General features: G+C 37.6%; 8 protein-coding genes and 1 rRNA gene. 3 read left to right on the top strand and 6 right to left on the bottom strand.

The window, feature by feature from the left end; translation table 11 throughout:
• Positions 1 to 95 precede the first annotated feature (95 nt).
• Together RCG22_RS18580 and RCG22_RS18575 are read right to left on the bottom strand one after the other, a co-directional pair.
• On the bottom strand, positions 96 to 1,043 hold the full coding sequence (locus RCG22_RS18580; RefSeq protein ID WP_308107202.1) for a C39 family peptidase: 948 nt from the start codon (positions 1,041 to 1,043) through the stop codon (positions 96 to 98).
• A gap of 74 nt (positions 1,044 to 1,117) precedes the next feature.
• Positions 1,118 to 2,392, bottom strand: a complete 1,275-nt coding sequence (locus tag RCG22_RS18575; RefSeq protein WP_308104148.1) for a serine hydrolase — start codon at positions 2,390 to 2,392, stop codon at positions 1,118 to 1,120.
• A gap of 439 nt (positions 2,393 to 2,831) precedes the next feature.
• Here RCG22_RS18575 and tagU point away from each other — a divergent pair, with 439 nt between their 5' ends.
• Positions 2,832 to 3,764, top strand: coding sequence for a polyisoprenyl-teichoic acid--peptidoglycan teichoic acid transferase TagU (gene tagU, locus RCG22_RS18570; protein WP_308104146.1), 933 nt, complete (start codon positions 2,832 to 2,834; stop codon positions 3,762 to 3,764).
• A 54-nt stretch (positions 3,765 to 3,818) separates the two neighbouring features.
• Here the strand turns inward: tagU and RCG22_RS18565 are convergent, their stop codons facing one another.
• Entirely contained in the window at positions 3,819 to 6,854 is a 3,036-nt protein-coding gene (locus tag RCG22_RS18565; RefSeq protein ID WP_308104145.1) for a S8 family serine peptidase, read from the bottom strand.
• 335 nt (positions 6,855 to 7,189) lie between these two features.
• Between RCG22_RS18565 and RCG22_RS18560 the strand changes: the two genes are divergently transcribed.
• Positions 7,190 to 7,765, top strand: a complete 576-nt coding sequence (locus tag RCG22_RS18560; RefSeq protein WP_098264015.1) for a 3D domain-containing protein — start codon at positions 7,190 to 7,192, stop codon at positions 7,763 to 7,765.
• A gap of 134 nt (positions 7,766 to 7,899) precedes the next feature.
• Here RCG22_RS18560 and RCG22_RS18555 read toward each other — a convergent pair whose 3' ends face one another.
• A complete protein-coding gene (locus tag RCG22_RS18555) occupies positions 7,900 to 9,483 on the bottom strand; it encodes a L,D-transpeptidase family protein (RefSeq protein ID WP_308104144.1) in 1,584 nt (527 codons plus the stop codon).
• A 534-nt stretch (positions 9,484 to 10,017) separates the two neighbouring features.
• Positions 10,018 to 10,953: a CPBP family intramembrane glutamic endopeptidase gene (locus RCG22_RS18550; protein ID WP_308104143.1), complete on the bottom strand. Its 936-nt coding sequence runs from the start codon at positions 10,951 to 10,953 to the stop codon at positions 10,018 to 10,020.
• 387 nt (positions 10,954 to 11,340) lie between these two features.
• Between RCG22_RS18550 and RCG22_RS18545 the strand changes: the two genes are divergently transcribed.
• Positions 11,341 to 13,122 (top strand): vWA domain-containing protein, encoded by a 1,782-nt coding sequence (locus RCG22_RS18545; protein ID WP_308104142.1) that lies wholly within the window; start codon positions 11,341 to 11,343, stop codon positions 13,120 to 13,122.
• Between the two features lie 57 nt (positions 13,123 to 13,179).
• Here RCG22_RS18545 and rrf read toward each other — a convergent pair.
• Positions 13,180 to 13,296: ribosomal RNA gene (gene rrf / locus RCG22_RS18540) — 5S ribosomal RNA — on the bottom strand.
• Positions 13,297 to 13,338: the final 42 nt, after the last annotated feature.

The raw sequence follows: 13,338 nt of genomic DNA, 5'->3' as shown, positions 1-13,338 counted from the left end.
TTAAGCTTCTATTCTAAGATATGCAGTTGACGCTTTTCCCCATTTCTTGCTAAAGGAATGTTATTCCTACTGAGACCAAGAATATGAACAACTCCTTAATAATAACTAATTGCTTGGCTTCCGAATTGTTTCCAGCCCGCAACAAATGATTTGATCGGCCGTTTTTTATTCTTTGTCCCATCTAATGGATCATTGAAATAGACATAATTGGAATCATAACCAGTAATAACAACGGAATGCTCTTTATAGGTAATCCGAATGGTACCGTGTGATGTATACCAGGTCTGCCAATATTCGTTCGGGACACGGCTGAACCAGCTGGTGTTAATGATCCAAACAGGGTGTCCGGCACTTACGTAACTAAGGATGGTTTCAAACGGTTTGCCAGTTAGATTTTTAATTCTATTTGGTTTGTACTTTTCCGCTAAGGCTTCAATAGGTTTGTTAAAAACACCCCATCCTGGTTTATTAAAGGTGTACATATTGCCGACAAATCCATAATTGGGATGGCCAAAATAAATTTTGCCATTTTTCCGGGTCAATTTTGCAGGATCTTTTTTCACCTGTTTCGCGAGTGTCATTTTATTTGCTTTAGTTCCTGAATAATTCAACAGCATCGCTAAGCTTGTCACTTCACATCCGCGGGGCAGCTCAGGCAATTGCCGGATGACCGATACATTCAGTATCTTCCTTTTTAGCCTTGGCTGTGATTTAACGACAACTTTTCTTGATAGACTTTTATTTTCGGCCCTATCAACGGAGTAAATTTCCATTATAGTTGCATATTTTTGCTGTGGCATCGGAATAGTATAATTCCCGTTTGAGTCTACAGTCGTCTTTAGGTAATAATTCGAATCTCTTTTTACATACACAATCGTATTCGGCTCAGCCTTCCCACTTATCGTAAACGATTTATTGGTAAGGTTGTTTACCGTTGGTGTGACCGGCAGGGTTTTATCGCCCTCCACTGCAGCTTCTACTTTACTAGTATTTATTAAAATCACTAGTAATAGGAAAAATGATAGAATCCAATTCTTTTTCATCAAATCTAGTTGCCTCCTACTAAAAATTATGTAAAGAAGCCAGGGTCCCATGTCCCCTAGCTAAATCGGCCAATTTACTTGCTTACGCTAAGTTCCGTTATATAGTTACTTGCGACATACCCCACTCTTCCGCCTATATCTACGCCATAGAAGTCATCTTCTTTTTTGAAAAAATAGTAATCTTGATTTTTATTAATATAGCCGATTACCGAACCTGCAGTGGTTTCGTCAAAGACAGGTGCGATTGCCTTCATCTTAATAATTCCTATTTGCGGTTGATTGGTTGACCAGCCAGTTACGGCATGTTTCAACAGGGCGGTCACTGATTTCTTTTGGATATAACCTGAACCCTTACCAAATTTGATTTGATACCATGTCCCCTGATTCGAAAGAATTCTAAGTGTTTGATATTTTTTTAATGTCCCTACCGCTGCATTTTTCGACTTATCTTGATAGATGGTTACATCCTCATTACTCTTAAAATAGTTTGCTGTTGCTTTTGTCTGATGATGCTTATTAACAATCGCTGCTAATCCCGCAATCACCTTTTGTGATTTATCATAGGAAATTCCTTTTGTCATAATCGCTAATACATATGGGTTTTTGTCATACACAATCGCAGCATCATTATAAATCCTGTCCATTGGAATCATCCCGACCTTGTGGGCGACAGCTGTTCCCTTGATCCCACGCGGTATCGTCGTATTATAGACTGTTCTTTTCAAATAACCGACAAGCTCTTTGCCGAGAGCACTTTTCTCGGAAAATTGATAGAGTCTTTTTGCATAGATCGTTAAATCATTAGCAGAGGTTAAATTTTGCCCATTAGGATAGGCATACTGACCGCCGACACTTTTCATATATTTAATGAAATTACGCTGGCCCACTCGTTCTTTTAACATAATGAACGCGATATTATCACTGTAAATCATCGCCTTTTTGACGAGGTCCCTGATGGTGTAGGTCGTCCCAACCCGATCCTTTTGAATAACGCCGCTGCCGCTATAATAATGATAGCTTTTGTATTTAAGCTTTTGATTTAAGTTAATCTTTCCTTTATCAGCCTGCTCCATGATATAAAGGGCAAGAGGCAATTTAATCGTGCTTGCTGCTCGGTTAGGTGTTTTCCCATTGATTTGAAAGGTATCACCCGTCACTAAATCCCTGTATTCAAGTGTGACCTTACCGCCCGTTTTTTTTATGTACTTATTTAGTTCTGCGGATACTTTCTTTGAAAAATTTTGCTGTGCTGTTAATTCTGCCGCACTGGCTAGTTTTGCTGGAATGACCAGTGCAAATAAAATCATCATAATAAAGATTCCCTTTAAAAAACGTCCCGTCTTCAACACTTTCCCCATCCTTTTCACTATATCTCTCTTAAATTTTAACAAAAATAGTAAAATATTAATATAAGAAAAACTTTAGTCCTCATAATCTAGCAATACAAAAAATCCCTGAAAACATCTCAGGGATTTTTTGTATTGCTTATTTCTTTACGGTTACCTTTTTCGGTTTACTTGTATTGGCGGCTTTGTCAATTGCTACTACTTCGACAACTTTCCCAGCTTTTTGTTTTAATATAGTTATGTTCCAGCCGGCCTACTATTCTACTAATTTTATTTTTCAAAAAATATCGATTTACAAATATTTCATTGTAACATTCACGAAAAATTTTTTCCAGAAAAACCAGTTAAAAATTATGTAATTTTTTGAAATAAATGTATTAAATTTCGATAAATTCTGCTATTCTAAAATATAGTTTAAAATATGTTTCGGAGGTAAGAATTGATGAGAGCTGACAAAAATACAAAGAAAAAGAAAAAATGGCTCCGCGTTACTGGAATTATCTTATTAGTCCTCTTTATAGGGGTTGGGGTATATGCCTATTCAGTCTATAGATCATTAACAAACGCTGTCGAAACGATGCATCATCCCATTGACCGTGCTAAATCCGATAAACGGGTAGAGGAAGTATCACTACAAAACAAGCAACCTTTCTCCGTTCTCCTTTTGGGCGTGGACCAGCGTAAAGGTGATAAAGGTCGTTCGGATACTATGATAGTACTATCTATTAACCCTAAATTAAATTCTGTCAAGATGCTTAGTATTCCACGAGATACTCGCACGGAAATTATCGGTAAAGGAACAGAGGATAAAATCAACCATGCCTATGCTTTTGGTAATGAAGAAATGGCCATGAACACGGTTGAAAACTTTTTGGATATTCCAATTGATTATTTTGTTAAAGTGAACATGGAAGGCTTTAAAGATATTGTTGATGCGGTTGGCGGGATAACCGTTGATAATGATTTAGACTTTTCACAAGGTGGTTATCATTTTCCAAAAGGTCAGGTGACTTTGGATGGTAAAAAGGCATTAGCCTTTACCCGAATGAGACATGAAGACCCCCGCGGCGATTTTGGACGTCAATTACGGCAACGTGAAATCATTCAAGGTGTCTTGAGTGAAGGCGCAAGTCTCTCTTCACTTACTAAATATCAAACTATTTTTGCAGCACTTGGCAATAACGTTAGAACAAACCTTACCTTTGATCAAATGATGGACATTCAAAAGAACTACAGAAGTGCGGCAGGTAACGTCGAGCAAATGACTGTTAAAGGCTCTGGTACAAAAATAAATGGAATCTATTACTATATCGTTCCAGGTGACGAGAAGCAACGGATCCAATCTGAGTTGAAAACACAATTGGAAACTAAATAAACAAGATAAAAGAGAACTCTGCCTTGATGTGGCAAAGTTCTCTTTATTTTGAATTTAGAAGTCATATTCGTAAATAGCAGACCCATATTCGTCAATATAATACCAATACTCATTACCTAATAGGTCTTGATATTCCACTAAATAAAATAAGTAATCTGAATTAGGTTTAGTATAAACGATATTATTTTCACCTGGTTTAATGGAATACTCATTTTTATCCAATTCTGTACTATAGTTATAGACATACAAAATAGCTTTAACATCTTGAGTCGTTCGAATAGTCAGCTGCATTTGGCCATTATGAGTCTGGTCAGATGTTATTGGAAATTCAACAGAATGTAATTCCAGCCATGAAGGGTTTCCTCTCCTGGTCATTTGCCCAGTGACTGATGTTTTCTGACCGTAAACATTTTGAGCTGTGATCACATAGAAATAATTGTCATCATACTCATCATATCCATTATCATCCTGGCCATCCCAGCTAAAATATTGTATACCTGTACTAACTGGTTCATTTTTCTTAATGGTTCTAACTTTCCCATCCCATGCATTGAATATCTCGATTGTCACATTTGCTGCCTGTGAAAGTTTATAATATACCTCACTCCCGCTATCATTTGTAAACTTCACGATATCAGGATAACTAATTTGAATATTAGTGAGACGAACATGTAAATTCCCTGTGAAGGTTTGCGACAAACGATACTTATCCACTACATTGATTCTAAATTGATAATCCCCATCGACTACTTGATTCAGAGCAGTATCTGTTCCATCCCACATAAAGGATTGTTTTCCAGCTTCCTTATAAACATCCTTCTCAATGGTCTTAACCAGGGTAGTCCCTTTATAGATATCAATAGAAACGTTTCCAGGCTTCGTTAAGGTATAGGTAAACGTCTTCGTTCCTTTTGTAATAAAATTAAAATCTTTACTCGATTGAATAGCAGGAATACGCCAGTCTTGGAGGGAGAATAGACTACTATTCATCTTTGTAATATTCCCAGCCACATCTTTTAACTGAATACTATATCGGTACTTTCCTTCCGCGGCCAACTGGTTTTTATCATTTTTCCCATTCCAGCTAATCGAGATAGTACCTGGTTGGGATTGTTTAGAAATTAATCTTTTTATACTAACTCCACTTTCGTTCACTACATTTACAAGGACATTTGAGGTTTCATTCAGACTTAATTTAGCTGTGGCTGTGTTTTTAGTGTTCATTTTAAATAAGGTGGATGACAATGTAACTTTAGCGGATGGACGCGCAGTATCCACTTTTATCTGCACCTTTTTCGTTTTCCCTTTTCTATTACGGCTGTCTGCTGGGGACATAATGAGATAGTATGTGCCATCTTTTATCATATGCCCTCTTGAATCTTTCCCATTCCAAACGATTGACTTCTTACCGCTTGATAAGAATTTATTGGAGAGAATTTTCAGGATTGTTTTACCTCTATTATCAGTTATAACCGCGGTAACTTTTCCCTTTAGTGTTAGCTGATAAGGAATAGTTAGTTTTCCGCTTACTTTAGGCGAAAAGAAATAATTGCTTGACACTACTATTGCAGGTCTCACATTGTTTACTATTTTAATATTGGAGCTTTTATAGATTGTGCCCTTACTATTCCACACCTTCGCTAATAGCTTGTATGTGCCTGACGTTACATAAGCTCCACTGCTAGTTTTTCCATCCCAAGAGGCATAAATTCCCCTTCCGGAAGAAGCATTATTACTAAAGATTGTTCGTACTGTTTTTCCACGAGTGGTCTGTAGATATAAGGAAACCTTGGTACTGCTTGCAGCGGTAATCGAAAAGGCAGCCTTATTTGTCCCTGTCATATTATAGGTTGTTGGTGCTGTTAGTTTTGAAATAGGCGCAGGTGTTTTCGAAACAGCTTTGTATGCGTCAATTCTTCCATATCCATAAAATGAATCCCAGCCCCTGTTCCCAAGGTCAGTAGTTGATCTGGTTAGAATACTCTCTACTTGACTGGGACTTAAAAATGGGTTTTTTGAGAGAACCAGTGCAGCTACTCCCGCTACTACCGGTGCTGCCATTGAGGTCCCAGACATGTAATCATAGGAGCTTCCGCTTATTGTTGAGTAAATAGACAAACCTGGAGCCGCCAAATCTATATAGTTACCATAATTTGAAAAGCTAGTAATACGATCATTATTATCAGTTGCACTGACACCAATAACACCATTTAATGCAGCTGGATACATAGGGATATAGGAATCCGAATTCCCAGCAGCAGCCACAAGGACAATTCCATTCGCCCTAGCATACTGGATATAAGAATCCAATAGATAACTATAGCCTTCACTTCCCAAGCTCATATTAACAACATCAGCATGATGGTCGACGGCATAGTTTAGAGCAACCGCCACATTATAGGCGCTTGCTCCCTGCCAATCGAATACATTGATTGGCATAATTTTTACATTCGGAGCAATTCCAGCAATGCCCTTTTTATTAAAGCTGGCTGCGATTATACCTGCGACATGTGTAGCATGTTCATTGGGGGTATAATAAGAATTCCCAGTTACCGCATTATAAGGGCTGACAATTTTCCCTTTAAGGTCAGGATGATCCTTCTGAACCCCGCCATCTATCACGGCAACCGTAATATTAGACGAGCCTCTAGTTTTGTCCCAAGCTTTTGGCAATTGGATTTTGTTTAAATACCACTGTTTTTTATAACTTGGTTCCTTTGGTACGTAAGTACTTTTTACTTCATAATTTGGTTCGACAAAAAGCACCTGTTTATTTTTCAATAAAATTTTTGAAAGGCTTTCTAGATCCGAACCATTGGGAACTTTAACGAATGAAAAGTCTCCCATTTCTAATTGGTCTACTTCTTTGGCATTTACTAGATTTAAAATAGTCTTTCGTTGATTTGAAGATGTGCCCGAAGTAAATTTTACAATTAACTCCTGATCATTAAACTCCTTTTTCTCATCAAAAATCACCTTCGTATCAAACTTTGAAACCTTTGGCTGGATAGTAACCTCTTCCGCACTTGCGATAGAGGTCATTATTGATAAACTAAGTACCATGAAAATTACTGACCAGAAATATTTCACCGCTCTCCCCCATTACTATTCAATTATTAAACATTTCTATTTATTTACATTTTATCACTATTACTTGTAAAATTGTGGGCATTGATTAAAAATTACTAGAAAAAAAGTACCCCCTCATAGTAGATAATACCTCCATTTAACTCATTACCGCATACACAAAACATAGGATTCATTCTCACTGTCCACCTATAGCGGACAAAGTCCGCTGTTTTGTCCACGAAGGGTGCCTGACACCGGATTATAACGGTTTTGTCATACAACTAGTAAACTATTGAAATATAACTGTAATACTATTGTGGTAACTTTTATATAACAAGAGAAAGGGGTTTTCAGTGATGAAGAAATTCCTAGTCATGTTCAGTTTGGCAGGTATGATATTATTTGGAAGTAATAATGGCGCATTAGCAGCATCCAATACATATAAAGTTAAAAGTGGCGATTCGCTTTATCGTATTGCAAAAACATATAAAATCTCCGTGAACACCTTAAAACAATGGAATAACCTTAAATCAAATACGATTCATCCGAATCAAAAGTTAAAGATTACTAGCTCAACCGTTAGTAAACCTGCTCCAAAGAAATCTGTAACTACTACGAGTAAATCAACGAAGTTAAAAGTTGTAAAGACCATTACCGTTAGTGCTACTGCTTATACTGCAAATTGTAAGCGATGCTCTGGGATCACAGCTATAGGGTTAAATCTTAAGAAAAATCCAAAACTAAAAGTAATCTCAGTAGATCCGAAAGTGATTAAGCTTGGTACGAAAGTATATGTTGAAGGTTACGGCTATGCTATTGCCGGTGACACCGGTGGCGCCATGAGAGGAAAAAAGATTGATATCTTCGTTCCATCTTATAAGAAGGCCATTCAATGGGGAAGAAAAACAGTGAAAGTACAAATATTAAAATAAGCATAATCAAGTCCAAAGTGTCCTCATACACTTTGGACTTTTTATATTAATTTACTATAAAAAACAGCACCCTCATCTCGATGGATTAGGCGCTGCTTTGATTTCTACTATATTTGTTTAACATGCACTAAGACTTATTCTACCATTGCCTCTGCTTTTTTAATAGTAAAGACCACAGTTGTCTTGTTTTTAGCTGCATCTGTTACCACTAGAGTATGATCACCTTCTTCGGAAACAACAGTTCCTGTTGTAACAACATTGCCATCTAATGTTGCGGTTCCTTCATTAAAGGAGATCGTAACATCCATGTCGAAGGTCCCATTGCTTACCCCCGTCACCACTGGAGCTGTTTTATCAATGGTAAACACAATCTTCTTCTTGTTTCCAGCTGCATCTGTTACCACTAAAGTATGTTCACCTTCTTCGGAAACAACAGTTCCTTTTGTAACAACATTGCCATCTAATGTTGCGGTTCCTTCATTAAAGGAGATCGTAACATCCATGTTGAAGGTCCCATTGCTTACCCCCGTCACCACTGGAGCTGTTTTATCAATGGTAAACACAATCTTCTTCTTGTTTCCAGCTGCATCTGTTACCACTAGAGTGCGTTTTCCCGCTACTTTAGCAACATATCCTGATTTAATTGCTTTCCCATTTAATGTAGCTGTTCCTTCATTAAATACGATCGTAACATCCCTGTTATAAAATGCGTTATTGCTTACTCCCTTAATAACAGGTGCTGTTTTGTCAATGGTGAACACAACAGTTGTCTTATTTTTGTCCTTATCTGTTACTACTAATGTACGTTTACCTGCTGCTTTAGCCACATATCCCGATTTAATTGCTTTTCCATTCAATGTTGCAGTTCCTTCATTAAAGGTAATCTTAACATCTTTATTATAAAAAGCTTTATTGTTTACTCCGCTTACGACTGGAGCTGTTTTATCCTTGACATCAACTATTTTCGTCTTACTGATGTTTCCTGATGGATCTTTAGCTGATAAATATATCTTTTTACCTGCCGTTTGTTTACCAATCGTTACCTTAAATTTCCCCTTCGAATCTGCTTTTTTAATAATTTTTTTGGAGCCGATTTTAACGGTAACCGTTGCGCCCTTTTCTGTTATCCCCGACACTTCATTTGATTTATCTGAAACAGGGCTAACGTATGAAAAGGTTGGAGCCGAAATGTCGATATTTTTGTAATAAGGTGCAGCTAACTGATTAAAGCTCTTTTTCGAAGTCGTAATAACCACTTTAGCACCAATGTTCACCTTCTTAAATAATTCAACCACTTCATTATTATGCATCCGGATGCAGCCGCCCGAAATGTATTTCCCAATGGAACTCTCATTTGCGTTGCCGTGAATCGCATATGGATAACCGCCATTCTCTTGTTTGCTTAAACCCATCCAGCGTTTTCCTAATGGATTACGAGGATCGCCGCCTGGAATATTGTGTTTATAGTAAGGCCTGTTTTTAATCTTTTCTCTTATGTAAAAAGTCCCTTCCGGGGTAAGTCTTGAAGTTCTTCCTGTTGCCACTCTGTATGTTTTTACTAATTTACCATTCTCGTAAAATGCTAGCTTATTAATCTTTTTATTAACAATAATCAATTGCTTTTTGGAAATGGTGCTAGCCTCAGCCTTTTGAGCCTGAGGAAGAACTGAAAACCCCAAAAAGAATATAATAAATCCAATCAAAAAACGTCTTAACACAAAAAGAACCCCCTATTGTTTCCATTTATTACTACCATACCATATTTACAATTTTAATAGAAACAAATAAGTACAATATAAGTTTCGGCATTTTTTTACAAATTCCAACATTCCCCACGTGTACATCCGAAACACTATTCATTGGTGCCTGACACCATTGCACAATCTTCTTCATTTCTCGGGAAATACTAACAAATTATTATTTCTATTAGAATAATTGGAGAATAAATGGATTTATTGTTACTTTTTGTAGTAGGATATTAATAGTCCATATAATCTATGAAATTTGGAGGGCTGCAAGATGCTGACTACCGCCCAACAAAAGGTGAAGCAGGAGCTTGAGGAACTGAGGATTAACGCACAAGTCCATCAAAGCAGTGACCCTGATCTTCCCCATAAAAAAAAATCTATTAAAAAATGGTTCTTTACAATAACCCTAATCCTAGTAATAATTTTAGCCTGTTCGCTATTATTAAAGAGCATTTGGATATAACTAAAAGAGGTTGCCCTATTTACTAGGCAGCCTCTTTTCTATTACTCTACCTTTTGCGTCACTTCTATGTTTGGACCTTCCTGAACCGACGCCCTCTGTTGCATGAAGCGATTTTGGTGAATAGTTTCAAAAATATAGAGGCACACGTGGACAATTAACACCCCTAAGGTGAAATACTCGACTGCATAATCGATATAGTACCATGACAGGGTTGCCGTGATATCGTATACAGCGTGGACAATAACTGTTAGCCAAAGGTTACGAGTCCATAATAGGATGAGGCCAAACAGGAGACCCATATTAGCAAAAGTTACAATTGCCCCAATTCGGATCGCCCAGGGCTGGTCCGTATCGAGCGTATGGTCAATTCCGAAAAGAATTGAGGTGATAAACAGTGCAGCCATCAGAAATCCATCTCTACGACCACTCTCCCAGCGGCGTGGGAAAACCTTTTTAAATATCACAAGCAGAAGAATAATATATGCCAACCGCCATACCTCTTCCAGGCCGGCCAGTGTGTCGTTATATAAATCATATCCAATGGTATCTATTTTTTCAAAAATGGACCCGATTGGTTGATCCGGAAGTTCCTTATCAACTCCACCCTCTATTTCAAGGGCTTGTGACTCTGTGTAGTCTTGTACGTATTGATCATAATCCTCGTTAAAATCTTCAAAAGTGAGGTTCGAGTACACATTAACAACCGTACTTCCAAGGAAGAAAATTAGAAAGGCACCTGTGAATTGAAGCATTATCTGGCGCGGACTTTTCCGATGTTCCTGCTCACTACTGAGTCTCCGGTATAGCTTCCAACCGATAAAAAAGGAAGACACCATGACAGCATCATATAGAGTGCTGCCCAAAGAACTGTACCGGGTCAAATAGAGGAGCACTTCTGCCCCAATTGTAACAATGATTATTGCCCATAGCAGATTTTTTGAAATCGGTTTGGTTAAATTTGTTGTCAAACTCATCATTCCCTACTTGGAAAATTTAGCGGAGAAATCCCCTTTCCCCTTACCTGCCTATTATCTTTACGGCAATGATCCCGAACGCATTTAAAAAAAGCAGGAAAAAGAAACATGCAATCGTCCACTTCCATTTTCTCGACATGAAATGATCCCCTTTTTTTCGGAAAAGTATATTAGTAATAATTTAGCATATTAACAGATATTAATCATCCCTATTAATTATCCAGCCGACACTGGGGATAAATCCCGAAAATTGTCGACAAATAATTATCCCGTTTTATCCCAGTATTACTTAGGTAATTTATCACTAAAATGATAGAATGTATTATATAATGAACACAACATTCTTAATAAAACAACAAATTTTATTAAAACCTCTGGAGGTGTGGATAGATGTTTAAGAAAATTATTTGCAGTTTACTAATGTCTGCGCTAACCCTAGTATTTTGTATATCTGTAGGGGCAGAGGGCGTAGTGCGGCCGGCAGATACTTCTTCTTCCATGGAAGGGGTACTGGTTGTAGATGTCAGTAAATCAATGCTAACCAGTGACCCGGACAAAATTAGTAATGAAGCCATGAAGATGTTCATTGATATGGCATCAATTAAGGGAGACAAAATTGGAGTTGTTGCCTACTCTGATGAGGTTCGCAGTAAGAAAGAGCTCGTCACAATCCGAACAGAACAAGATAAAAAAGAGCTTAAATCCTTTATTGATTCACTCCAAAAATATCCTGCAACTGATATCTCTGTGGGAGTAAAAGAAGCAGTCAACGTCCTTAATAAAAGTCACGAAAAGGGGTATCTCCCTCTCATCGTTTTATTAGCAGATGGTAACAATGATTTGATTGCGAATAAGGGGAAAACACTAAAGAAAGCAGAGGAGGACCTTGCAGGGACAGTGGCTGATGCTAAAGCAAAGGGGTATCCGATTTATGTAATTGGCTTAAACGCTAACGGAAAGTTAAATAAAGAAGTCCTTAAAAACATTGCTTCAACCACGAACGGTAAATTTTTTGAAACAAGTCATGCACATGATTTACCAGGAATCCTAAGTGAGATTTTCGCAAATCATTTAAAGTTAAAAGTTGTTCCTATAAAAGATGTCGTTGCCAAACAGGAATATCAGGATATAAACATCAAGATTCCAAATGAGAATGTGCTAGAAGCAAACATTTCGCTTATTTCTAAAAAACCTGTTGAACTAAAACTAGTTGATCCATCCGGAAAAGAACAAACTTTGCCGTCTGACAAAATCCTTTTATTAAAATCAAAGAAATACTCTATTTTAAAATTGCTGAATCCTGTCCAAGGAGATTGGACGCTGAAGGTAAAGGGCTTTCCTAAAGATATGATTGAAATCAATCTTGTTTTTAACAATGATTTACAGCTCAAACTTGCCCCACTTTCTAAAGAATTAGAAGCAGGGGATTCCATTAAAATTTCCGCCTTCTTTGAGGATAACAGCAAGCAAATAACAAACAAGGAAATTTACAGGACAATGGAAGCTACTCTTTTTATTAAGGATCTAGACACAGGAAAGTCCGAGGAAGTTCCATTAGATGCCCAAGATAATGGGTTTACAGGCGAGTATAAAATTGGAGATGGGGCGAACTATGAGGTGATGGTTAAGGCCGAAAGCAACAGTTTCCTCAGTGAAACACAGCCCCAGAAAATCACTATCCAGAGAAATGCTTCTGAACCAAGTAAAGAAGATGTGAATGCGCCTTCCCTTAAACAATCGCAGCTGTATCCATGGCTTTATATTGTTATTACAATAGTAGGTGCGATTCTTTTATTCACACCATTAATCACTTTTATTTCAAAAAGAAGGAAGGAAAGCCGGGGCTTTAGCGGCCAAATTGTGATTGAAATTGAAGATGCGGATACACATGCTGCGATGGAACCTCAAATTAAGAAACTGAAGGCATTTAAAGGAGAATTCTGTCTTAACCAATTGTTTACGCTTGAATCGGAGTTCAAAGAAACCGATCAAATTACGTTTGTTCCAATTACTGAGAATACTTTACTAGTTTTAAATAAATCAAACTATCCTATTGAATTGGGCGAAGAAGTGATTGATGCTGAGACAGGACATCGACTAAGACGTAACGATAAGCTACGCATCAGGCTAAACGAGTTAAATAAATACATTTATATTAAAAATGTCAGTTAGGAAGAATGCCAATTAAGACACAAAAAAGAACAGCGTTAAGTCGCTGTTCCTTTTCGTGCCTGGCAACGTCCTACTCTCACAGGGACGCGTGTCCCAACTACCATCGGCGCTGAGAAGCTTAACTTCCGTGTTCGGTATGGGAACGGGTGTGACCTTCTCGCCATTGCTGCCAGACTATTTTGTTGAGGTATCATTCCCTCAAAACTAGATAATGCA

The sequence above is a fragment of the Neobacillus nitrireducens genome, assembly GCF_030915405.1.
Taxonomy (GTDB): Bacteria; Bacillota; Bacilli; order Bacillales; family Cytobacillaceae; genus Neobacillus.
Note: the sequence above shows the minus strand (reverse complement) of the source record. Positions and strands in the feature narration are given on the sequence as shown.

What these genes read in the sequence shown, in the direction of transcription:
- RCG22_RS18580 (WP_308107202.1), bottom strand. Translation starts at nt 1,043, where the DNA reads ATGAAAAAGAATTGGATTCTATCATTTTTCCTATTACTAGTGATTTTA.
- tagU (WP_308104146.1), top strand. Translation starts at nt 2,832, where the DNA reads ATGAGAGCTGACAAAAATACAAAGAAAAAGAAAAAATGGCTCCGCGTT.
- RCG22_RS18560 (WP_098264015.1), top strand. Translation starts at nt 7,190, where the DNA reads ATGAAGAAATTCCTAGTCATGTTCAGTTTGGCAGGTATGATATTATTT.
- RCG22_RS18550 (WP_308104143.1), bottom strand. Translation starts at nt 10,953, where the DNA reads ATGATGAGTTTGACAACAAATTTAACCAAACCGATTTCAAAAAATCTG.
- RCG22_RS18545 (WP_308104142.1), top strand. Translation starts at nt 11,341, where the DNA reads ATGTTTAAGAAAATTATTTGCAGTTTACTAATGTCTGCGCTAACCCTA.